This window comes from Azospirillum sp. NS33 (genome assembly GCF_059703765.1).
Map to the genome: position 1 here is coordinate 13,726 of NZ_BAAKJB010000050.1, position 20,681 is coordinate 34,406.

The 20,681-nt window shown below is 73.9% G+C and carries 19 protein-coding genes; 6 read left to right on the forward strand and 13 right to left on the reverse strand.

All coding sequences use genetic code 11. From position 1 onward, the window contains the following. Positions 1-16: 16 nt before the first annotated feature. Positions 17-1,129: a GNAT family N-acetyltransferase gene (locus tag AC6H2I_RS28215; RefSeq protein ID WP_497504112.1), complete on the reverse strand. Its 1,113-nt coding sequence runs from the start codon at positions 1,127-1,129 to the stop codon at positions 17-19. Further along, complete coding sequence (locus tag AC6H2I_RS28220) at positions 1,126-2,907, reverse strand: chloride channel protein (protein WP_497504113.1); 1,782 nt, start codon at positions 2,905-2,907, stop codon at positions 1,126-1,128. Before AC6H2I_RS28220 ends, AC6H2I_RS28215 begins: the two co-directional genes overlap by 4 nt. Positions 2,908-3,053: 146 nt before the next feature. Here AC6H2I_RS28220 and AC6H2I_RS28225 point away from each other — a divergent pair, with 146 nt between their 5' ends. Next, positions 3,054-3,536 (forward strand): GNAT family N-acetyltransferase, encoded by a 483-nt coding sequence (locus tag AC6H2I_RS28225; RefSeq protein ID WP_497504114.1) that lies wholly within the window; start codon positions 3,054-3,056, stop codon positions 3,534-3,536. Between the two features lie 70 nt (positions 3,537-3,606). Here the strand turns inward: AC6H2I_RS28225 and AC6H2I_RS28230 are convergent, their stop codons facing one another. From AC6H2I_RS28230 to AC6H2I_RS28255, 6 genes are read right to left on the reverse strand one after another with little or no spacing between them, the layout of a single operon-like run. Further along, positions 3,607-5,304: a methyl-accepting chemotaxis protein gene (locus tag AC6H2I_RS28230; RefSeq protein WP_497504115.1), complete on the reverse strand. Its 1,698-nt coding sequence runs from the start codon at positions 5,302-5,304 to the stop codon at positions 3,607-3,609. Continuing rightward, the gene (locus AC6H2I_RS28235) at positions 5,301-5,783 is read right to left on the reverse strand and encodes a DoxX family protein (RefSeq protein WP_497504116.1); all 483 of its coding nucleotides are present in this window, start codon (positions 5,781-5,783) and stop codon (positions 5,301-5,303) included. Before AC6H2I_RS28235 ends, AC6H2I_RS28230 begins: the two co-directional genes overlap by 4 nt. Positions 5,784-5,797: 14 nt before the next feature. Continuing rightward, on the reverse strand, positions 5,798-6,517 hold the full coding sequence (locus AC6H2I_RS28240; protein WP_497504117.1) for an HvfC/BufC family peptide modification chaperone: 720 nt from the start codon (positions 6,515-6,517) through the stop codon (positions 5,798-5,800). Then, positions 6,507-7,379 carry an MNIO family bufferin maturase gene (bufB, locus tag AC6H2I_RS28245; protein WP_497504118.1) on the reverse strand — a complete coding sequence of 291 codons (873 nt, stop codon included), beginning with the start codon at positions 7,377-7,379 and terminating at the stop codon, positions 6,507-6,509. The genes AC6H2I_RS28240 and bufB overlap by 11 nt, the downstream gene beginning before the upstream one ends. 4 nt (positions 7,380-7,383) lie before the next feature. After that, positions 7,384-7,671 (reverse strand): BufA1 family periplasmic bufferin-type metallophore, encoded by a 288-nt coding sequence (locus tag AC6H2I_RS28250; RefSeq protein ID WP_497504119.1) that lies wholly within the window; start codon positions 7,669-7,671, stop codon positions 7,384-7,386. Between the two features lie 32 nt (positions 7,672-7,703). Further along, positions 7,704-8,414 carry a peroxiredoxin-like family protein gene (locus AC6H2I_RS28255; protein WP_497504120.1) on the reverse strand — a complete coding sequence of 237 codons (711 nt, stop codon included), beginning with the start codon at positions 8,412-8,414 and terminating at the stop codon, positions 7,704-7,706. A gap of 112 nt (positions 8,415-8,526) precedes the next feature. Between AC6H2I_RS28255 and AC6H2I_RS28260 the strand changes: the two genes are divergently transcribed. Next, complete coding sequence (locus AC6H2I_RS28260) at positions 8,527-9,441, forward strand: LysR family transcriptional regulator (protein WP_497504121.1); 915 nt, start codon at positions 8,527-8,529, stop codon at positions 9,439-9,441. Positions 9,442-9,451: 10 nt separating this feature from the next. On the opposite strand, the gene AC6H2I_RS28265 is transcribed toward AC6H2I_RS28260, so the two are convergent. The 3 genes from AC6H2I_RS28265 to AC6H2I_RS28275 all read right to left on the reverse strand — a co-directional run bounded on the left by AC6H2I_RS28265 (position 9,452) and on the right by AC6H2I_RS28275 (position 11,628). Next, a complete protein-coding gene (locus AC6H2I_RS28265) occupies positions 9,452-10,630 on the reverse strand; it encodes an aminotransferase (protein WP_497504122.1) in 1,179 nt (392 codons plus the stop codon). Between the two features lie 79 nt (positions 10,631-10,709). After that, positions 10,710-11,009, reverse strand: coding sequence for a hypothetical protein (locus tag AC6H2I_RS28270; RefSeq protein ID WP_497504123.1), 300 nt, complete (start codon positions 11,007-11,009; stop codon positions 10,710-10,712). A 163-nt stretch (positions 11,010-11,172) separates the two neighbouring features. Continuing rightward, positions 11,173-11,628: a hypothetical protein gene (locus AC6H2I_RS28275; protein WP_497504124.1), complete on the reverse strand. Its 456-nt coding sequence runs from the start codon at positions 11,626-11,628 to the stop codon at positions 11,173-11,175. A gap of 143 nt (positions 11,629-11,771) precedes the next feature. Here AC6H2I_RS28275 and AC6H2I_RS28280 point away from each other — a divergent pair, with 143 nt between their 5' ends. Further along, entirely contained in the window at positions 11,772-12,620 is an 849-nt protein-coding gene (locus AC6H2I_RS28280) for a fumarylacetoacetate hydrolase family protein (RefSeq protein WP_497504125.1), read from the forward strand. Between the two features lie 24 nt (positions 12,621-12,644). Here AC6H2I_RS28280 and fumC read toward each other — a convergent pair whose 3' ends face one another. Next, positions 12,645-14,045, reverse strand: a complete 1,401-nt coding sequence (gene fumC, locus AC6H2I_RS28285; protein ID WP_497504126.1) for a class II fumarate hydratase — start codon at positions 14,043-14,045, stop codon at positions 12,645-12,647. Between the two features lie 163 nt (positions 14,046-14,208). Between fumC and AC6H2I_RS28290 the strand changes: the two genes are divergently transcribed. Both AC6H2I_RS28290 and AC6H2I_RS28295 read left to right on the forward strand, forming a co-directional pair. Then, entirely contained in the window at positions 14,209-14,469 is a 261-nt protein-coding gene (locus tag AC6H2I_RS28290) for a hypothetical protein (RefSeq protein ID WP_497504128.1), read from the forward strand. 180 nt (positions 14,470-14,649) lie between these two features. Continuing rightward, on the forward strand, positions 14,650-14,865 hold the full coding sequence (locus AC6H2I_RS28295) for a hypothetical protein (RefSeq protein ID WP_497504129.1): 216 nt from the start codon (positions 14,650-14,652) through the stop codon (positions 14,863-14,865). Positions 14,866-14,951: 86 nt separating this feature from the next. On the opposite strand, the gene AC6H2I_RS28300 is transcribed toward AC6H2I_RS28295, so the two are convergent. Continuing rightward, positions 14,952-15,656: a hypothetical protein gene (locus AC6H2I_RS28300; RefSeq protein ID WP_497504130.1), complete on the reverse strand. Its 705-nt coding sequence runs from the start codon at positions 15,654-15,656 to the stop codon at positions 14,952-14,954. A gap of 254 nt (positions 15,657-15,910) precedes the next feature. On the opposite strand from AC6H2I_RS28300, the gene AC6H2I_RS28305 reads away from it, so the two are divergent. Further along, a complete protein-coding gene (locus tag AC6H2I_RS28305; RefSeq protein ID WP_497504131.1) occupies positions 15,911-20,677 on the forward strand; it encodes an alpha-2-macroglobulin family protein in 4,767 nt (1,588 codons plus the stop codon). Positions 20,678-20,681 lie beyond the last annotated feature (4 nt).

Consider the following 20,681-nt stretch of genomic DNA (forward strand, 5'->3'; position numbering starts at 1 on the left):
TCCGGGACCGCCCCGGTCACGCTTGGCTGAAACGCGGCGCTGCGTCCGCGTCTCCCGGCCCCGGGACGGCCATCAGGGCGTGGTCGGCGAAGCGCCCGTCGATGAGGGCGCCGCGCCGTGCCACCGCCTCCACCGCGAAGCCGCGGCGGCGGTAGAGCGCCAGCGCCCGGGCGTTGTGGGCGAGCACCCACAGCGACACCCGGGGCGCCCCGCGCAGCCGCTCCAGCGTCGCGTCGAGCAGACGCGGGCCGACGCCCCGCCCCCAATGGCTGCGTCGCACCGCCAGCGTCAGCGACCAGTCATGGGCGGTGCGGGCCAGCGTCCCGCCCCAGGCCGAGGCGATGCCGACCACCGCGCCCTCGTGCCATGCGGCGAGGGTGAAGGCCCGCCCGCTGGCCGCCTGGCCGGCCAGGAAGCGGCGGGCCTGGGCCTCGTCGCCCAGCCCCTCGTCGGCACCGCGCAGCAGGAAGTGGCTCTCGCACCGCACCGCGCGGTCGCAGGCGAGAAACGCGGCGGCGTCACCGGGCCCGGCCGGACGCATCGTGATCGCGACGGCGGCACACGGCCCGGCGGTCGCCGGTCGCGCGTCGGCGGTCCAGGCCGGGGCGGCGGTCCAGGCCGCGGCGTCGGGCGGCCCGTGCAGGCGCCCCATCAGCACCTCGTCGTGGAACCGGCCGGCGATGCGCAGCGACCCGCGCAGCCGCCCCTCCGCGACGAAGCCGAGGCGGCGGTAGAGCGCCGCGGCGCCGGTGTTGTCGGCCGCCACGGTCAGGTCCAGCCGATGCACGCCCTGGGTGTCCGCCCAGGCGCCGGCGGCGGCGAACAGCCGGGTGCCCAGGCCGCGGCCCCGCCACCCCTCGCGGATGGCGACCGCCAGGGTCGCCACGCCGCGGGTGCGGGCCAGGGTGCCCCGCGTCGCCGCCAGCCAGCCGACTGGCCCCTCCGCGGTTTCGGCCAGGAACAGGGCGCCGGACTCCGCCGCCTGGAAGGCCGCGAGGTCGATCGCCCAGGCCGGCCGTTCGCCCGGCTCGCGCACCAGGAAATCGGCGCCGTGGCCGGCCGCGTCGGCCAGCGCCCGCAGGGCCCGGCCGTCGCCGGCGACGGCACGGCGGACGGTCGCCTCCGTCACCCCCGCCCCCGGCCCCCGAGGAGGCGGCGGTGGGCCCGCAGGGCGTCGCGCTCGTAGAGCACGCCGGCGGCGCGCCGGCTCTCGGGGTCGGCGACCACCGGCAGCACCGCCGCGCGCGTCTCGTCGAAGCGGCGCAGCGCCTCGCCGAGGTCGGTGGCCGGGGTGAGGACCGGCAGCGGGCGCAGCAGGGCCGCCACCGTAAACCCGTCGTCGGACCGCGGCGTGTCGCCGGGGGCGACGACGCAGGCGGCGGCGTCGCCCGGCGTCAGCACGCCGGCCAGCCGATCCCCGTCGCCCTCCACCACCAGGATGGCGCGGTCGCCGGCCTGGCGCAGGACGGCGGCGAGGTCGCCGCGGCCGGCGTCGCCGGCCACCCTCGGGCAGTCCCCGCTCATGAGGTCGCGCACCCGCACCGTGGCGAGGCGGCGCTGCGCGTCGCCGTCGCCGAGGTCGATGCCGCGCAGCGCCAGCTGCCAAGTGAAGAAGGAGTGGCCGGCGGCGGCGCGCACCAGGGTCGCCGACACGACGATGGCCAGCATGGCCGCCAGGGTGGCGGGGTAGTTGGCCGTCAGTTCGAAGATGATGAGGATGGTGGAGATCGGGGCGCCCAGCACCGGGCCGGCCACGGCGGCCATGCCGACCATGGCGTAGAGGCCGACATAGGAGCCGCCGCCGCCGGACGCGGCGTCGGCGACCAGCCCGAACACGCCGCCGGCCATGGCGCCGAGGAAGAGCGACGGGCTGAACACGCCGCCGCCGAAGCCGGCGCCGAAGCACACGCAGGCGGCCGCCATCTTGGCCGCCAGCAGGGCGGCGCAGAGGGCGAGGCCGTAGCCGCCCTGGAGCGCGGTGTCCGTCGCCTCGTAGCCGACCCCCAGCACCTCCGGGGCGGCGATGGCCAGCAGGCCCAGCAGCAGCCCGCCGATCGCCGGGTGGAGCCAGCGCGGCACCCCGGTGCGCCGCCCGGCCGCCAGGAAGGCGCTCTGGCTCCACAGCATCGCCCGCATGAAGATCAGCGCCACCGCCGCGGCGGCGACGCCGAGCAGCGCGAAGGCCGGGAACTCGATGGCCGGCGGCGCGGCCAGCAGGGGCAGGGCGAAGGCCGGGAACCCGCCATAGACGGCGCGGCCCAGCGCCGTGCCGATCACCGAGGCCAGCACCACCGGGGCGAAGGCCGACAGCACGTAGTTGCCGGTCACCACCTCCAGCGCGAACAGCACGCCGGCGATCGGCGCGTTGAAGGAGGCGGCCACCGCCGAGGCCACGCCGCAGCCCAGGAGGGTGCGCCGCAGCGTCGGCGAGAGGCGGAAGGCGCGCGCCGACCACGCGGAGATGGCGGCGCCGAGATGGACCACCGGCCCCTCGCGCCCGAGCGACGCCCCCACCCCCAGCGACACCGCGTTGACCGCGGCGGCGGCGAGACCGGCGCCAAGGTCCATGCGCCCGCCGCGCACCGCCGCGGCCTCCATGACGTCGGCGACCCCCTGGGGCCGCCCGTCGGGAGCGATGGCGCGGATCAGCAGCCCCACCACCAGGCCGCCGGCCACCGGCGCCAGCAGCCGGTGCCAGGCCGGCAGGGTCGCGGCGATGTGGGCGAAGCGCTCGTCGGTCCAGCCGTAGAACAGACCCTGGGTCCAGGCGACCGCCTCGCGGAAGCCGATCGCCGCGAGGCCGGACAGCCCGCCCACGACCAGGGCCAGCAACGCCAGCACGATGCGATCGTTGTGGATGATCCGGCGCAGGCGGATCAGCAGGCGGGGCAGGGGCGAACGGCGCACGGGCGGGGCCAGGGGATGGGGAGCGGGCGGGCGGATGTCGGCATTAGAACGCCCCGGCGGGTGCGACGGAAGCCCGTTGTTCGCCGTTCCGGCGGCCGCTATGGTCGCGGGCGACCCGCACCACCGACCGTCGGAGGCCCGGCGCCATGCCCATCGTCACCATCCGTCCGGCGACCGCGGACGACGCCGCGACCATCCTGGGGTTCGTCCGGGAGCTCGCCGTGTTCGAGCGCGAGCCGGACGCCGTCAAGGCCGGTGAGGAGGACCTCCGCCGCGACGGCTGGGGGCCCGACCCCGCCTTCACGGCGCTGATCGCCGAGCTGGACGGTGCGCCCGTGGGCTTCGCCCTGGCGTTCCGCACCTACTCCACCTGGGAGGGACGCCCGGGCCTGTTCGTCGAGGATCTCTACGTCCGGCCCGCGGCCCGCCGCCACGGGGTCGGCCGGCGCCTGCTGGCGGAGGTGGCGCGCCGCGCCCTCGCCCAGGGATACCGGCGCGTCGACCTCAACGTGCTGCACTGGAACCCGGCGCGCGGCTTCTACGCGGCCATCGGCTTCCGCGCCATGGAGGACTGGCGGCCCTACCGGCTGGACGGGGCGGCGCTGGCCGCCCTGGCCGGGGACGGGTGAGCGCCCGATCGTTCGGCCGGCCGCTCGTGCGGCGGCTCGGGCGGTCGTCCGGCCCGTCCCCGGCCCCGGGTCACGCGCGCAGCGTCTCGGAGAAGCGCTGGGTCGTGGTGGTCAGGCGTTCCGTCTCCTCGCGCATGTGCCGGGCGTCGGTGAAGATGCCCTCGGCCACCGTGCCCACCTGCTCGGCCGCCTGGGCGACGCCCGCGATGGCGCCGCTCACCGAGCCGGCGGAGTCGGCCGTCTCCTGGATGCCGCGGGCGATCTCGCGGGTCGCCTCGTCCTGCTGGCCCACCGCGTCGGCGATCTCGTCGGCGATGCGGCGGACGCTGTCGAGGGTCGCGCCGATGCCGCCGATGGCGGTGACGGCGCCTTCGGTGGCCTGGCGGATGGCGGTGATCTGCCGGGTGATGTCCTCGGTCGCCTGGGCCGTCTGACCGGCCAGGTTCTTGACCTCCCCGGCCACCACGGCGAAGCCCTTGCCGGCTTCGCCGGCCCGTGCCGCCTCGATGGTGGCGTTGAGGGCGAGCAGGTTGGTCTGGGCGGCGATGGCACTGATCAGGTCGACCACCTCGCCGATGCGGTGCACCGCCTCGGCGAGGCTGGCGATGGTGGCCGAGGAGCGTTCGGCCCGGCCCGAGGCCTCGCCGGCCAGCGCCACCGAGTCGCGCACCCGCTGGCCGATGCCGGAGATCGATGCCGACAGCTCCTCGGTGGCGGCGGCGATGGCCTGGACGTTCTCGGCGGTGCGGGCGGCGGCCGACGACACGTCCTGGGACAGGGCGATGGTGTGCCCGGCGCTTTCCGAGAGGCTCTGCGCCGTGCCGTGCAGGGCGCCGCCGCGGTTGCCGAGCTGGCGCGCCAGGGCGGCGATCTCCGCCTCGAAATCGTGCAGGTTGCGCTCCAGCGCCTCGCGGCGCTCGCGGTCGCGGGCGGCGTCGCGGCGCTCGCGCTCACCGGCCTCGCGCAGGCGCAGCAGCCCGTCGCGGAACACCTGCACGGTGCCGGCCATGGCGCCGATCTCGTCGCCGCGGCCGAGATGGGGGACCCCGGTGTCGAGGTCGCCGCGGGCCAGCCCCTCCATCGCCCCGCCCAGCGCCCCCAGGGGCCGCACGATGCGGCGCTGGGTGAACCACGCCAGCAGGCCGCCGATGGCGGCGACCAGGGCCAGCGCGACGCCACCGCCGGCCAGCACGGCCAGGCGCAGGTCGGCGATGCCCTGGCGGTTGGCCTCCGTCAGGGCGGCCCGCCCGCGGGTCAGCTCGCCGTTCATGGCGCTCATGGCGGCGACCGCCGGGGCGGTGTCCAGGGCCGCGGCGGCGGCCACCCTGGGCAGTGGCTCGCCGGCGGCGAAGGCCGCCGACGCCGCGTCGAGGCGCTGCTCGAGCTGGGCCAGGGTGGCGGCGACGGTTTCCACCGCCGGAACCTCGGCGGCGGTCAGGGTGCCGGCGTAGCGGTAGACGTCGAGGTTGGCGGAGGCGCGGCGCAGGCTCTTGCGGACCTCCTCGGCCATGGCCGGGTTGCCGCCCAGGAGATAGTCGCCGAAGCGGTGGATCACCCCGCCGAAGCCCAGCGCGGCCCGCAGCTCCGACAGCGCGTCGGCCTTGGCGGCGGCGCCGAGGTCGTAGGCGGTCCAGCGCTCGTCCACCTCCTGGATGCCGCGCACCGCCACCGCACCGACCGCCACCGCCAGCAGAAGGACCAGGGCCAGCCCCGCCGAGAGCAGACCGCCCAGCCGGGCGATGCCAAGTTTCACGCCTACACCGCTCATCCGCGCCTCCGCGTCCACCGTTTCATCAGCACATGGTCGATCGACAGCGGGCCGGCGCCGCGCACGATCAGACTGGCCAGAAGGATCATCCACAGAACGTGTTGCGGATTGTCGAACGCCGGGTTGGTGGCGCCGAGCACGAACTGGATCACCATCGCCATTCCCAGCAGCGGAACCGCCGCCAGCCGGGTGGCGAGCCCGGCCACGATGAGGACCGGCAACGCCACTTCGGCCGCCGTCGCCAGCACGGCGGCGGCCCCGGGGGGCAGCAGCGGCACCTGGTATTCGTATTCGAACAGATACACGGTCGCCGTCCAGTCGGAAATCTTCTGAAGCCCGGACTGGAAGAAGATCGGCGCGATGGTGAGGCGGATCCACAGGTCGAGCAGGGGGGCGGCGTAGCGGTGCAGCACGGACCGGGTGTGCTCGGCCAGGGCGGCGAGGTCTTCGCCGCGGGAGGCGGTCAGCGACGGTGTCATGGCGTTCCTCCACGTCATGGCGCGGCGAGGGCGAAGCCCGCCAGCAGCCGGTTTTGCAGGAGCAGGACGAGCAGGTGCTGGGTGTCGCCGCCGGCGGTGGCGGCGGCCTCCTCCAGGGCGGCGCCGCGCAGCAGGGCCTCGGCCACGGCGCCGTCGGCGGCGGCCAGCCGGGCGCACCGCACCTCGCCGTCGCAACGGCCGACCAGCACCGCCTCCGGTGCCGGGGCGACGACCGCCGCCGCCGCGGCATCCGACCACAGGGCGTGGAGCGGCCAGTCCGAGCGCACCAGCCGCACCGAGGGGTGGGGCACGAGGCGCAGGCCGCCGACGCGCTCGGGGGGCACGGCGGCCAGGCGCTGCGGGTCGAGCGGGTCGGCGTCGGCGGCGAACAGCGCCTCGTGCATGGCCCAGTCCAGCCGGGCGGCGTCGGCGATCCAGGCCGGGACGGCGCCGTCGAGGCTGGCGGCGAAGCCGGCGCCATAGGCCCACAGCATCGGCCGGCAGGGCGGGTTCTCGGCGGCGAAGCGCCGGGCGGCCGCCTCGAACGCGTCGGCGCCGGCCAGCCGTCGCGCCGTCGGGTGGGCCGCCGCCAGCACGGCGGCGAGCGAGCCCAGCACCGTGTTGCGGTAGACCGCCAGGCGGGCCGCCGGCATGCCCGGCGCGAGGTGGGCGGCCACCGCGGGGTCGCCGCCCAGAACCCAGTCGGTCATGGCGCGCTGCAGGTCATCCAGCATGCGCCGCCTCCATCGGGCACGCGGTGTCCAGCAGCGCCTGGGCGCGCACGGCCTCCGCCAGCAGCTCGGCCAGGGGCGGCAGGTCGGTGTCCCACTCGATCAGGGTCGGCCGGGGGCCGATTCGCCGCACCAGGGCGGTGAACAGCGCCATCACCGGATCGCCGACCCGGCTGCCATGGTCGTCGATCAGCAGGACCTCGTCGCCGAACGGGACGGTGGCGTGCCCCGCGAGGTGGAGCTCGCCGATGGCGTCGTCGGGGATGGCGTCGAGCCAGGCCGCGGGGTCGAGCCCGACGTTGACCGAGGAGACGTACAGATTGTTGACGTCGACCAGCAGCCCGCAGCCGGTGCGCTCGACCAGGGCGGCCAGGAACGCGCCCTCGGGGATCGTGCTGGCGGCGTAGGCGAGGCAGGAGGACGGGTTCTCCACCAGGATGCGCCGGCCCAGCGCCTGCTGGGCGTGGTCGACGTTGCGTGCCACCACCGCCAGGCTTTCCGGCGTGTAGGGCAGGGGCAGCAGGTCGTTGAGATAGGCACCGTCGTGGACGCTCCACGACAGGTGCTCCGACACCAGGCCCGGCCGCACGCGGTCGTAGAGCGCGCGCAGCCGCAGCAGGTGGTCGGGGTCGAGGCCCTCGGCGCTGCCCAGCGACAGGCCGACGCCGTGGCAGCTGACGGGGAGGTCGCGGCGCACCCGGTCCAGCCCGGCCGGCCGGGGACCGCCCGGGGCGAGGTAGTTTTCCGAGTGCACCTCGACCCAGGCGGCGGGGCAGGCGGCCGCGACGAAGTCCCGCAGATGCGGCTCGCGCAGGCCGATTCCCGCACGCGGCGGGATGGCGGTTGCGGTCTCCGGCGCGGCCATGGCCTTACGCGTCCTTCTTCGGGTTCTTGCCTTCGTAGGGGGTCAGGCTGCCGTCCATGCCCTCGCAGGTGCCCGCCGGCACCAGCTTCCAGTCGCCGCCGTCGTAGCTCAGGTTCGTGTTGCCGGCGCAGGAATGCAGGCCCTTGGCGTGGGCGCAGCCGTTCTCGCCGGCCTTGGAGATGCCGTAGCACTTCTCCATCGACTGCTGGGCGGTCGCCGGGACGGCGAGCACGGCCAGCGCGCCGGCGACGAGGGTGGCGAGGGGCAGGGCAACACGGGTCTTGTCGGTCATCGGTCTCTCCCTTTCGTGATCGGAGGGCCGGCTCAGCCGGCGCGCTCCGTGGGTGTGCCGGCCGGGGTGGCCGGAACGGGGTCGAGCAGCAGGTCGAGGATCGCCTGCGGCTCCGGGCGCTGGGTGAAGTCGACGTCGATGCGCGCGAAGCGCACGACGCCGCTCTGGGCCAGCACGTAGGTGGCGGGGATCGTCAGCTCCCACGGGGCGCCCGGCGGGCGCCCCTGGCGGTGGCCGAGATCGATCCCGCGGTCGCGGTAGCCGTCCCGGACCGCGTCCGGCACCGGGAACACCAGCCCGTAGCTGGTGGCCACGACGCCGCCGAGGTCGGACAGAATGTGGAAGTCGAGGGCCTCGCGCTCGGCGAGGCTGAGGCTGTGGTCGGGCAGCTCCGGCGACACCGCGACGAGGCGGGCTCCGGCGGCGGCCAGCTGCGGTTGCACCAGCTGCATGGCGCGGAGCTGGGCGCAGCAGTAGGGGCACCAGCCGCCGCGGTAGAACACCAGGACCACCGGGCCCTGGGCCAGCGCGTCGTACAGCGACACCGTCCGCCCGATCTGGTCGGGCAGGGCAAAGTCGGGGGCCGGCGTCCCGGCCCGCAACGCCGCGAACTCGACACCGCGCCCCTTCAGGTCCGCGATCATGCGGTCCATGGCGTCCACCATCGCAGCGGGAAGGGTGGTGCGGGACTGCTGTCGCAGGGCGCGCAGGCGGCGGTGCAGGTGCATCGTCGGGTGGTCCACGGTTGGCGGCTCGAACGATCGGATGCTGACGCAGACCAGCCTTGCGAAAAATGGCCAAGTCTGCACAGGATCTTTGCGCGAACTGCAAAGATCACGTTTGCGCGAGGCTGCCATGGACCGTCTGGACGATCTCAGCGTGCTGATCGAGGTGGTCGACAGCGGCAGCCTGTCGCTGGCCGCGGAGCGGCTCGGCCTGTCGGCGTCGGCGGTCAGCCGGCGCCTCAGCCAGATGGAGGCGCGGCTGGGGGCGCGGCTGGTGTCGCGGACCACCCGCCGGCTCGCGCTGACCGAGGCGGGGGCCGCCTTCTGCGCCCGCGCCCGGACCATCCTGTCGGCCCTGGACGACGCCGAGCGGGCGCTGACCGAGACCACCGAGGTGCCGCGCGGCACCTTGCGCGTGACCATGCCGGCGATGTTCGGCCAGATGCACGTGGCGCCGCTGCTGCCGGCCTACATGCAGCGCTATCCCCGGGTCGCGGTCGAGGCGAGCCTGACCGACCGCACCGCCAGGCTGATCGACGAGGGCCTCGACCTGGCCGTCCGCAGCGGCCGGCTGGCCGATTCCTCGCTGGTGGCGCGCCGGCTGACGCCGCTGCGCCACCGGGTGGTGGGAAGCCCCGCCTATCTGGACCGCTGTGGCGCGCCGTTGGAGGTGGCCGATCTGGCGCGCCACAACTGCCTGGTCTTCGTGAACGACGGCAGCCGCCAGGACTGGGGCTTCGCCGCCGGCGACCGGCGGGAGACGCTGCGGGTGTCCGGAACCCTGGTGGCCGACGGCTTCGCTCCGCTGCTGCAGGCGGCGCTGGCCGGCGTCGGGCTTGCCCGGTTGCCGGGCTTCGTCGTCGCCGACGCCGTGCGCCGTGGCCGGCTGGTGCCGGTGCTGACCGACCGCGAGGTGGCGGACGAGGCGATCTACGCCGTGTTCCCCACCACCCGCCATCTGCTGCCCAAGGTGCGCTCGTTCATCGACCACCTGCTGGAGACGTTGGGCGACCCGGACTACCAGGCCCGTCACGGGCTCGTGTAGGGGCGTGCGCTCAGTTGCGACGGCCGAGCCGCCGGGTGAGGCGGGCGACCGCCTCGTCCAGCACCGCGTCCGATTTGCTGAAGCAGAAGCGCACCACGGTGGACGGCGCGTCCTCCACGTGGAAGGCGCTGACCGGGATGGCGGCGACGCCGGCCTCGACCGTCAGCCAGCGGCAGAACGCCTTGTCGTCGCCGACGAAGCCGATGGCGGCGGCCAGCGCGGCGATGTCGGCGGTGACGAAGTAGGTGCCGGCCGACGGCAGCACCGAGAAGCCGACCGCGGCGAGCCCGGCGGCCAGCCGGTCGCGCTTGCCCTGGAGCCCGGCGGCGAGCCCGCCGAAATAGGCATCGTCCCTGCCCAGCCCGTAGGCCACCGCGGCCTGGAGGTTGGGCGGGGTGGTGAAGGTGAGGAACTGGTGCGCCTTGGCGACCGGCTGCATCAGGTGCGGGGCGGCCGACACGTAGCCCACCTTCCAGCCGGTCAGCGAGAAGGTCTTGCCGGCCGAACCGACCTTGAGGCAGCGCTCGCGCATGCCGGGCAGGGTCATCAGGGGAATGTGGCGGCGGCCGTCGAAGACGATGTGCTCGTACACCTCGTCGCACACGGCGTAGGCGTCGAAGCGCTGCACGACGTCGGCCACCAGGGCCAGCTCGTCGGCGTCGAAGACCTTGCCCGCGGGGTTCAGGGGGTCGTTGATCAGCACCAGCTTGGTGCGCTCCGAGAACGCCGCCGCCAGCCCCTCCCGCGTCACCCGCCAGTCCGGCGCCGCCAGGTTGACGAAGCGCGGAACGCCGCCGGCCAGCCGGACGATCGGCAGGTAGCTGTCGTACATCGGCTGGAACAGCACCACCTCGTCGCCCGGCTCGATCAGGCCAAGCAGGCAGGCGGTCAGCGCCTCGGTGGCGCCGGAGGTGACCATGGTCTCGGTCCGCCAGTCCAGCTCCAGCCCGTAAAAGCGGCGGCCGTGGGCGGCCACCGCCTGGCGCAGCTCCGGCGTGCCCATCATCGAGGGGTACTGGTTCCATCCCTCCAGCAGCGCCGTGGCGGCGGCCTGCAGCACGTCGGCGGGACCGCGGTCGTCGGGAAAGCCCTGGCCCAGGTTGATCGCGCCGTGCTCGTCGGCGAGGCGCGACATCACCTCGAAGATGGTGGTTCCGTAGCTGGACAGGATGGGGTTGGCGGGCTTCACCGTGCGGTCTCCTCGCGCGTCTGCGGGGCGACACAATGGCGGTTTCCGCGGGGCGGCGGCAACGCCCTTTTCCGTCGCCTCAGGCCGGTGCGAAGGCCGGCGCCAGACGGCGCTGGCGGCGGCGGCGCAGATAGGCGCGGATGCGCTCGAACGGCGACAGCAGGCGCGGGTGGCGCCGCTTCATGCGCACGAAGAGCCGGCGTGAATCCGGGGAATGGCGCAGCACGATCAGGCCGCCGAGGAAGGCCACGGGCACGCCGCCCGGGCCGGGGATCGGCGTGATGATGACGCCGAAGGCGATGATCGCCCAGCCAAGCCCGATCAGCAGCCGCCGTCGCAGGCGGGAGAGCGGCGAGAGGGCGGTGGCGGGGCTGGGCATGGCGCGGCCGGGGGCTCCTGGCGATGCGGCGTTGAGAGGGGCGTGTCGAGAGGGTCGTGTCGAGAGGGTTGTGTCGTCACCGGCATATGGGGTTTCGCCGCCCGGCGGAACAGGGGATCGCGGCGGTCACGAAAAGGTTTCGGCCCGTCCCCGGCCGGCCGGCTCAGTGCACCGTCGCCGCGGTCTCGCCGGCGCTGCGCGGATCGAGCCGGTGCAGCACCTCGTGGACCTCGGCCGGGCCGGGCTGCCAGCCGAATTCCTGGGCCAGTTCGGTGCGCGCGGCGTAGGCGCGGCGGTTGAGGTCGATGCAGTCCGGGGTCTCCGGCGACCGGCAGCGGCGGTCGGCGCAGCTTTCGAGCATGAGGCGGATCATGCGCTCGCGCTTGTCGGCGTCGATGAAGCCGGAATCGTCGAAATAGAGCTTGGTGAAGGCCACTTCGGCGACGTGGGGGCGCGCGCCCCGTTCGGAGATCAGGATCGCCGACACCAGGTCCACGCAGCGGCCGGCGAACGCGGGAATCGGCTCCACCCCGTCGTCGGCGTGGTCGAAGGCGCGGCTCGGCAGGTCGACGAGTCGTCCCGATTCCTCCCGGACGAGATAGCAGCGCTTGATCGGCATGACCGCCTCCAGTCTGGTTCCCCCCGACGGGGGAAAAGCGTACATCAAACCCGACGAGGGGGGAACAGGCTGGGACGGTGCGCGCCGGCCGGCCACCCTCGTCCCAGTCTAGCGCGATGCCCCACGGCGAAGGAAGATGTCCGATGAAACTGCTCAGGTATGGCCCCCCCGGCATGGAGCGCCCCGGCCTGCTGGATGCCGGCGGCACCATCCGCGACCTGTCGGGCGTGGTCGCCGACATCGCCCCGGCCGCGCTGTCCGACGCCGCCCTGGACCGCCTGCGCCGCCTCGACCCGGCGCGCCTGCCGGCGGTGCCGGGCGATGTCCGGCTGGGACCGCCGGTGGCCGGGATCTCCAAGGTGGTGGGGGTCGGACTCAACTACGCCACCCACGCCGCCGAGGCCGGCATGGCGGCCCCGGCCGAGCCGGTGCTGTTCATGAAGGCGACCAGCGCGATCGCCGGTCCGACCGACCCCGTGGTGCTGCCTCCGGGCGCCGTGAAGGGCGACTGGGAGGTCGAGCTGGGCGTGGTGATCGGCACCACCGCGCGGTGCGTGCCGCGCGCCGCCGCGCTTGGCCACGTCGCCGGCTACTGCGTGGTCAACGACGTGTCGGAGCGCGCCTTCCAGCTCGAGGGCACGGGGCAGTGGGTGAAGGGCAAGAGCGCCGACGGCTTCTGCCCGCTGGGGCCCTGGCTGGTCACCCGCGACGAGGTGCCCGACCCGCAGGCCTTGGCCCTGTGGCTGGAGGTGGACGGGGTGCGCATGCAGGACGGCGCCACCGCCGACATGATCTTCGGCGTGGCCGAGCTGGTGGCCGACATCAGCCGCTACATGACGCTGCTGCCGGGCGACGTCATCGCCACCGGAACCCCCGCGGGCGTCGCGCTGGGCCGCCAGCCCCAGCCCTGGCTGCGGCCGGGCCAGGTCATGCGGCTGGGCATCGACGGCCTGGGCGAGCAGCGCCAGGCGGTGATCGCGGCGCCGGGCTGACGCCGGTCCGGCCGGGTCCGCCGCTCAGCGCGGGCCCGTCATCCGCTCCGGGCGCACCCACTCGTCGAACTGCCCGGCCGTCAGCAGGCCGAGGGCGACGCCGGCCTCCTTCAAGGTGGTGCCCTCGGCGTGGGCCTTCTTGGCGATCTTGGCGGCGTTGTCGTAGCCGATGTGCGGGTTGAGCGCGGTCACCAGCATCAGGCTCTCCTGCAGCAGGCGGGCGATCCGCTCGCGGTTGGCGGCGATGCCGACGACGCAGTTGTCGGTGAAGCTGACCGCGGCGTCGGCCAGCAGGCGGATCGACTGCAGCACGTTGTAGGCGATCACCGGCTTGAACACGTTCAGCTCGAAATGGCCGGTCGCGCCGGCCATGGTGACGGTGGTGTGGTTGCCCATGACCTGGGTGCAGACCATGGTCAGGGCCTCCGACTGGGTCGGGTTGACCTTGCCGGGCATGATCGAGGAGCCGGGCTCGTTCTCCGGCAGGGCCAGCTCGCCGATGCCGCAGCGCGGGCCGGAGCCGAGCAGCCGCACGTCGTTGGCGATCTTCATCAGCGACACGGCGATGGTGTTGAGCTGGCCGTGCACCTCGACCAGCGCGTCGTGGGTCGCCAGCGCCTCGAAGTGGTTTTCGGCCGGCACGAAGGGCAGGCCGGTGATGGCGGCGACCCGCTCGGCGAAGGCCCGGGCGAAGCCGGCCCGCGCGTTCAGCCCGGTGCCCACGGCGGTGCCGCCCTGGGCCAGCGCGAACAGCCGGGGCAGCCCCGCCTTGGCCCGCTGCACCGCGTAGGCCGCCTGGGTGGCGTAGCCCGAGAATTCCTGGCCCAGGGTCAGCGGCGTGGCGTCCTGCAGGTGGGTGCGGCCGATCTTGACGATGTCGGCGAACTCCTCGGCCTTGCCGGTCAGGGCGGCGTGCAGGTGCTCCAGCGCCGGCACCAGCTCGTGGTGGATCTGCTCGGCCGCGGCGATGTGCATGGCGGTGGGAAAGCTGTCGTTGGACGACTGCCCCAGGTTCACGTGGTCGTTGGGATGGACCGGGTGCTTGGAGCCGATGACCCCGCCCAGCAGCTCGATCGCCCGGTTGGCGATGACCTCGTTGGCGTTCATGTTGGACTGCGTGCCCGAGCCGGTCTGCCAGACCACCAGCGGGAAATGATCGCCCAGGGTGCCGTCGGCGACCTCGTCGGCGGCGTCGGCGATGGCCCGGCCGAGCGCCGGGTCCAGCGCGCCGAGGTCCATGTTGGCCAGCGCCGCCGCCTTCTTCTGCACGCCCAGCGCGCGGACCAGGGGCTGCGGCAGCCGTTCGCCGCCGATCTTGAAGTTCTGCAGGGACCGCTGGGTCTGCGCCCCCCAGTAGCGGTCGGCCGGCACCTCTATGGCGCCGAAGGAATCGGTCTCGCTGCGCACCGCCGGCTTGCCGCTCATGGTCCTCGTCCTCGCTCTCGCTCCCCTGGGGTTCCGCAACTCTCGACCGCATCGCCGCCGCTGGCAAGGGGTCGGGCCGTCGACGGGCGTTTGTTCTTGAAGTGTTCGGATCGACGGGGCACACTACGGTTCATGGTTCGTTCTTTTTGCTGGGAGGTGATCCATGGACGTCCCGACCATCGACCGTGTGCGCGCCCGCATCGCCCAGCCCCGCGCCGGCGAGATGCTGGGGCGCGGCTGGACCGTGATCGGCCCGGCGGGTGAGGGGATGCTGCTGATGGAAGGACCGGACCCGGATCTCGCGCCGGCGCCGGCGCTGGCGCCGCTGGCGGCGGTCTCGCGGCCCCTGGTCGGCCGGGCGCGGCTGCGCGCCCACCTCTGGACCGCCGAGCCGCGGCTGGCGGCCATCGGCCGCGCGGCGTGACCCGCCGCGCCGTTCGAGGTAATCCTTGCAAGTAATACCACGGAGTATGACCGGGTCCCGGGGTAATACCCAAGAGCCGGCCAGGAGTTAACGGCCGTTAGTAACTCGTTAACCTGGTTCGGCGACAAATGAGTCATCAGACACGCGGCAGTCGTCGCCGCCCATCCGATGGAGACGGGAATGTTCGAGGCTCAGATTTCGCACAAGATCAAGATCTCCGCGCAGGTTCACGCGGACCTTCTCGATGAATTCATTCGGGTTACCAAGGAAAAGCTGGTGGCCCACAGCGACGCGTTCGTTCGCGACAGCCTCACCGATCTGCTCTCCGGCCTGCGCGACGAGCGCGACGGCTATGCCCGCCTGATCGTGGCGCGGGAGCTGGCGCCCGCGGCCTGACGGCGGCGGCGGCGACATTCCCTTCCGGAGGGGCCGGGGCGGGAGTCCTCTCCCCCGCCCCGGTCTCTTCGGGGACGGCGCGGATCTCAGAAGATCCCGTCGAACAGGCTTCCCTTCGTCTGGCTGCCGGTCGGCGAACCCAGCAGCATCGCCAGCCGGCCGGTGCCGGCGCTGCCGCTGCCGCCGTTCAGGAGCTGCTGCAGCGTGCGGACGTAGGACGGCATCTCGCTGCTCTTGTCCGGCTGCTTGGCGAAGGTGTCGTAGTCCTTGGTGTAGGTTCCCTGGCTGAGCTGCAGCGCGTACTGCACCTCCTTGCCCGCCGGCACCCCCTTCTCCCGCGTCACCCGCACGGTGTAGTCGCCGCGGCCCAGGGTCAGGCTGCCGCCGGCCAGCTTCTTGTAGGCCTCGTGGGCGTCGCCCGCGGACTCGTTGCTGTCGGCCAGCACGTTGCCGGTCTTGTCCATGAGCTGGACCCGCAGGCCGGAATCGCCGACCCGGCCGAGCGCCACCTCTCCCTCGCTGGTCACCTTGAACTTGTAGAAGTCGACGGTGTCGTTGGCGCCGAGGATGCTGAACACGTTCAGCCGGCTCTCGTCCTTGGCGAGGACGCCGACGTTGGTGGCGAACGGGGTGGCGTTGATGGACGATTTGCGGACGTCCTGCTCGAATCGCTCGACGTTGTCCGGCGCCGGGTTGCTGGCGGCGGCGTCGGTCTGGATCTTCTTCAGCGCGCTGTCGATCGACTGCTGGAGGCTGGCTGCCATCCCGCTGATGCTGGAGAGTCCGCCCATGCCGATCACCTTTTGGATTTGGAATGCGTCCGGGGCCGGTGATGCACCTTGCGGGCCATCCCGCCGGATCCCGCCAAGCCCTTGGGCACGCATAGGAAAACCGGAAGGCTGGAGGGGCTGGCGGGGCGGTCATTCCGGCCGCGCGGCAGGATTTGCCGGTTCGCCGCGGTTTGGGCATACTCTGGCGCGGATGGCGCGGTGCACGGGTGCTGCGGCCGGAACACCCAACACCGGGTTCGGGGGCCCTTTCCACCATGAACCGTTTCCTGGCACGCGCGCTCGCCGTTCTCGTCGCCTGGTCGGCGCCCGCCCTGGCCGACGACCCGCCGCCGCCGGAGAACACCGGCTTCGCCGTCACCAACCTGGAGGTGGTGGCCGAACGCGACGTGCCGCAGGTCTGCGTGACGTTCTCGCAGCCCCTGGAGAAGTCCCGCGCCGTCGACTACGGCGCCTATGTGGTGGTGGAGCCGGCCGCCGCCGGGACGGCGGTGGAGACGGTGGCGACGGCGCGCGACAAGACCCTGTGCGTGGAGGGGCTGGAGCACGGCCGGTCCTACACCCTGCGCCTGCGCGAAGGGCTGCCCTCGGGCGGCGGGCAGCGGCTGGCGGCGGCGGAGCGCCACCCCGTCGCCGTGCCCGACCGGGCGCCGGCCCTGGCGTTCCGCGGTGCCGGCTACATCCTGCCGCGGGTCGGTTCCGAAGGGCTGCCGCTGCGCACCGTCAACGTCGAGCGCGCCCAGCTGCAGGTGCTGCGCATCAACGACCGCAACCTGGTGGAGCAGATCTACTACGGCCGCGTCAGCCAGCAGCTCGCCGAGTATGAGGTCGGCGAGATCGTCGACCGTTCCGGCGAGGAGGTGTGGCGTGGCGAGATGGCCATCGACACGGTGCGCAACACCCCGGTGGTCACCGCCTTCCCCATCGACGCCGTGCTGGGCACCCTGAAGCCCGGCGTCTACATCGCGGTGGCCAGCGCCGACGGGGTGAAGAAGGAGGAGTGGGAGTCCAAGGCGACCCAGTGGTTCGTGGTGTCCGACCTCGGCCTCAGCGCCATCCAGGCCGAGGACGGGCTGCTGGTGTTCGCCCGCTCCCTGGCCACGGCCGAGCCGGTCGCGGGCGTGACCGTCCGCCTGCTGGCCCGCAACAACGCCGAACTCGGCACCGCCGCCACCGGCGCCGACGGCATGGCCCGGCTCGACGCCGGGCTGATGCGCGGCGACGGCGGCAACGCCGCGCAGGCGCTGTTCGCCTATCTGGGCGAGGATTTCGGCTTTCTCGACGTCGGTGCGCCCGGCTTCGACCTGTCCGACCGCGGCGTCGGCGGGCGCGAGCCCCCGGGGCCGCTCGACGCCTTCGTCTACACCGAGCGCGGGATCTACCGTCCGGGCGAGACGGTCCAGCTGGCGGCGCTGCTGCGCAACCCCGACGCCCGGGCCGTCGCCGGCCTGCCGCTGACCATGAAGGTGCTGCGCCCCGACGGCTTCGAGGTCGAGCGGCGCCGGGTCACCGACCAGGGGGCCGGCAGCTACGCCATCGACCTTGCCCTGCCGGGCACCGCCTACACCGGGCAGTGGAGCGTGACCGTCCACGCCGATCCCGACGGCACCGCCATCGGCAGCGTCGACTTCCTGGTCGAGGACTTCGTGCCGCCGCGCCTGGAGTTCGCGCTGGAGAGCGCCGCCCCGGCCATGACGGCCGACGCGCCGACGCCGCTGACCATCGACGCCCGCTATTTCTACGGCGCCCCGGCGGGCGGCCTGCCCGGCGAGATGACGCTGACCCTGCGCGCCGCGTCCTCGGCCCATCCCGACCATCCCGGATTCCGCTTCGGGCTGGAGCAGGAGGAGTTCCTGCCGGTGCGCAGCGAGCTGCCCGGCTTCACCACCGGACCGGACGGCCGGGCGACCGTCGACGCCACCCTGGCCGACCTGCCGGACAGCACGCGGCCGCTGGAGGCGGCGATCCGCGCCACCGTCTTCGACATCGGCGGCCGTCCGGTCAACCGCGAGGTGGTGCTGCCGGTGCGCCACCAGCCCTTCGCCATCGGCGTGCGCCCCCACTTCGACGGCGACGCCGTCCCCGAGGGTGCCACGGTGGCCTTCGACGTGATCGCCGTCGCGCCCGACGGCGCCGCCCTGGACAAGGCCGACCTCGCCTACGAGCTGTTCGAGGAGGAGTACGACTACGTCTGGTACCAGGCCAACGGGCGCTGGGACTACGAGGTGACGGTGCGCGACCGCCGCGTCACCGGCGGCGCCGTGCGCGCGGCGGCCGCCGCCCCGGCGGTGGTGGAGGAGCCGGTGGCGGCCGGCCGCTACCGGTTGGAGGTGTTCGACCGCGCCACCGGGGTGGCCACCAGCGTGCGCTTCGCCGCGGGCTGGTGGGTCGGTCCCAGCGCCGGCGACCGCCCGGACAAGGTCGACGTCACGGTGATGCTGCCGGGCTACCGCGGCGGCGAGACCGCATGGGTGCACGTCAAGCCGCCCTACCGCAGCCAGGTGCTGATCGCCGTCGCCGACCGCAAGGTCCGGCAGGCGTTCAGCCGGCCGATCGGTCCCGAGGGCGCCTTCCTGGAGATCCCGGTCGACCCGGACTGGACCGCCGGCGTCTACGTCGTCGCCACCGCTTACGCCGTGCCCGACGACTCCCACAAGGGGCCGCCGCGCCGCGCGCTCGGCCTGTCCTGGCTGGCCATGGACCCGGCGCCGCGGTCGCTCGAGGTGGCGCTGGCGGCGCCCGCCGACACCCTGCCGCGGCGCACCGTCAGCGCCGAGGTGACGGTGGCCGGCGCCGAGCCCGGTGCCCCCGCCTTCGTGACCCTGGCCGCGGTCGACGAGGCGGTGCTTCAGCTCACCGACCACCGGGCCCCCGATCCCAACGACCACTACCTGGGCAAGCGGCGCCTTGCGGTCGAGCTGCGCGACGTCTACGGCAAGCTGATCGACCCGTCGGGCGCACGGCGCGGGCGCATCCGCACCGGCGGCGACGAGCAGCGGGTGAAGCAGGTGGGAGCCCTGCCGCAGAAGACCACCCGCATCGTCTCGCTGTTCTCCGGCGTGCTGCCGGTGGGCGAGGGCGGCCGGGTGGCGGTGCCGCTGGAGCTGCCCGATTTCCAGGGGCGCCTGCGGCTGATGGCGGTGGCGTGGAGCGGCGACCGGGTCGGCCACGCCGAGGCCGCCATGCAGGTGCGCGATCCCGTCGTCGCCGAGCTGTCGCTGCCCCGCTTCCTGGCCCCCGGCGACCGGGCCCAGGTGCTGGCGACGCTGGACAACCTGCACGGGCCGGACGGCGACTACGCCGTCACCCTGGCGGCCAGCGGCAGCGTGACCCTGGAGGACGGGGCGATCACGGTTCCCGGCCTGGCGGCGGGCCGGCGCGCGACGGCGCTGCGCATCCTCAGCGCCGACGCGGTCGGCCCCGGCGCCGTCACCATGACCGTGGAGGGACCCGGCGGCCTGCGCCTGGAGCACCGCTGGGAGATCGCCGTCCGTCCCGGCAATCCCCTGGTCACCCGGCGGATGATGACGAAGCTGGAGCCGGGCGCCAGCCTGACCGTCACCGACGACCTCGCGGCCGGGTTCCTTCCAGGCACCGCGGCGCTCGCCCTGACCGTCAGCCCGCTGCCCGAGATGGACGTGCCGGGCCTGCTCATGGCGCTGGACCGCTATCCCTACGGCTGCGCCGAGCAGACCACCAGCCGCGCGCTGCCTCTGCTCTACGTCAACGACGTGGCGCGCTCGCTGGGGCTGGCCGGCGACGACGCGCTCAAGGCGCGGATCACCCGCGCCGTGGAGCGGGTGATGACCATGCAGCGTCCCGATGGGTCCTTCGCCATGTGGTCGCCGCGCGGTGACGGGGATCTGTGGCTGACGCCCTACGTGATGGACTTCCTGGGGCGCGCCCGTGGCGCCGGGTACACGGTGCCCGACTTCCCCTACCGCAAGGGGCTGGAGTGGCTGAAGGGGCTGGTCGACAATTCCTGGTACGAGGAGGCCGAACTGCCGGCCCGCGCCTACGCGCTCATGGTGCTGGCCCGCGCCGGGGCCACCGACGTCGCCGCGGTGCGCTACTTCCGCGAAACCTACTGGGCGCGCCTGCAGACCGACCTTGCCCGCGCCCAGGTGGCCATGGCCCTGGCGGCGCTGGGCGACCGCGACGGCGCGGCGGACGCCTTCGCCGGGTTGAACCACGCGCGGGTGGTCCAGGCCAGCCTGCGCGACTACGGCTCGGCGGTGCGTGACGAGGCCGGGGTGGTGGCGCTGATGGCGGAGTCCGGGGTGGTCGACGGCGACCGTCTCCTGGCCGCGGCGGTGCGGCTCAACAAGGCCTACGCCGGGCAGAGCCGCACCAGCACCCAGGAGCAGGCGTGGCTGCTGATGGCGGCCCATGCGCTGGTCGACCAGGCCGCGCCCATGCGGGTGGCGATCGGCGACCGGGCCGTGGAGGGCAAGAAGGCCCATTACCAGACGATCGACCCGGACGGCCCGCCGGTGACCCTGCGCAACGCCGGGTCGGAGCCGGTGTTCCAGGCGTTGACGGTGGCCGGCGTGCCGCTTGAGCCGCAGCCGGCGGAGGCGATGGGGATGACGGTGCGGCGCTCGATCTACACCATGGACGGCTCGCCCCTCGATCCCGCCGATGGCCCGGTGCCGCAGAGCGGCATGCTGGTGGTGATCCTGGAGGGCCGCTCCACCGACCAGATCGACCACCAGGCGCTGGTGGTCGATCTGCTGCCGGCGGGGCTGGAGATCGAGAACGTCCGCCTCGCCGACAGCGCCCAGCTCGGCGACCTCTCCTGGCTGGGCGAGCTCAGCGCGGTGCGCCACGTCGACTACCGCGACGACCGCTTCGTCGCCGCCGTGGACCTGACGGCGCAGAGCCCGACCTTCCGCCTGGTCTACCTCGTGCGGGCGGTCACCGCGGGCGACTTCGCCCAGCCCGGCCCCCACGTCGAGGACATGTACCGCCCGTACCTGTTCGCCCGCGGCGCCGCCGGGCGGCTGGCCGTGCGGGCGCCCTGACGGG

What these genes read in the sequence shown, in the direction of transcription:
- AC6H2I_RS28225 (WP_497504114.1), top strand. Translation starts at nt 3,054, where the DNA reads ATGCCCATCGTCACCATCCGTCCGGCGACCGCGGACGACGCCGCGACC.
- AC6H2I_RS28230 (WP_497504115.1), bottom strand. Translation starts at nt 5,304, where the DNA reads ATGAGCGGTGTAGGCGTGAAACTTGGCATCGCCCGGCTGGGCGGTCTG.
- AC6H2I_RS28235 (WP_497504116.1), bottom strand. Translation starts at nt 5,783, where the DNA reads ATGACACCGTCGCTGACCGCCTCCCGCGGCGAAGACCTCGCCGCCCTG.
- AC6H2I_RS28240 (WP_497504117.1), bottom strand. Translation starts at nt 6,517, where the DNA reads ATGCTGGATGACCTGCAGCGCGCCATGACCGACTGGGTTCTGGGCGGC.
- bufB (WP_497504118.1), bottom strand. Translation starts at nt 7,379, where the DNA reads ATGGCCGCGCCGGAGACCGCAACCGCCATCCCGCCGCGTGCGGGAATC.
- AC6H2I_RS28250 (WP_497504119.1), bottom strand. Translation starts at nt 7,671, where the DNA reads ATGACCGACAAGACCCGTGTTGCCCTGCCCCTCGCCACCCTCGTCGCC.
- AC6H2I_RS28260 (WP_497504121.1), top strand. Translation starts at nt 8,527, where the DNA reads ATGGACCGTCTGGACGATCTCAGCGTGCTGATCGAGGTGGTCGACAGC.
- AC6H2I_RS28270 (WP_497504123.1), bottom strand. Translation starts at nt 11,009, where the DNA reads ATGCCCAGCCCCGCCACCGCCCTCTCGCCGCTCTCCCGCCTGCGACGG.
- AC6H2I_RS28275 (WP_497504124.1), bottom strand. Translation starts at nt 11,628, where the DNA reads ATGCCGATCAAGCGCTGCTATCTCGTCCGGGAGGAATCGGGACGACTC.
- AC6H2I_RS28280 (WP_497504125.1), top strand. Translation starts at nt 11,772, where the DNA reads ATGAAACTGCTCAGGTATGGCCCCCCCGGCATGGAGCGCCCCGGCCTG.
- fumC (WP_497504126.1), bottom strand. Translation starts at nt 14,045, where the DNA reads ATGAGCGGCAAGCCGGCGGTGCGCAGCGAGACCGATTCCTTCGGCGCC.
- AC6H2I_RS28290 (WP_497504128.1), top strand. Translation starts at nt 14,209, where the DNA reads ATGGACGTCCCGACCATCGACCGTGTGCGCGCCCGCATCGCCCAGCCC.
- AC6H2I_RS28295 (WP_497504129.1), top strand. Translation starts at nt 14,650, where the DNA reads ATGTTCGAGGCTCAGATTTCGCACAAGATCAAGATCTCCGCGCAGGTT.
- AC6H2I_RS28300 (WP_497504130.1), bottom strand. Translation starts at nt 15,656, where the DNA reads ATGGGCGGACTCTCCAGCATCAGCGGGATGGCAGCCAGCCTCCAGCAG.
- AC6H2I_RS28305 (WP_497504131.1), top strand. Translation starts at nt 15,911, where the DNA reads ATGAACCGTTTCCTGGCACGCGCGCTCGCCGTTCTCGTCGCCTGGTCG.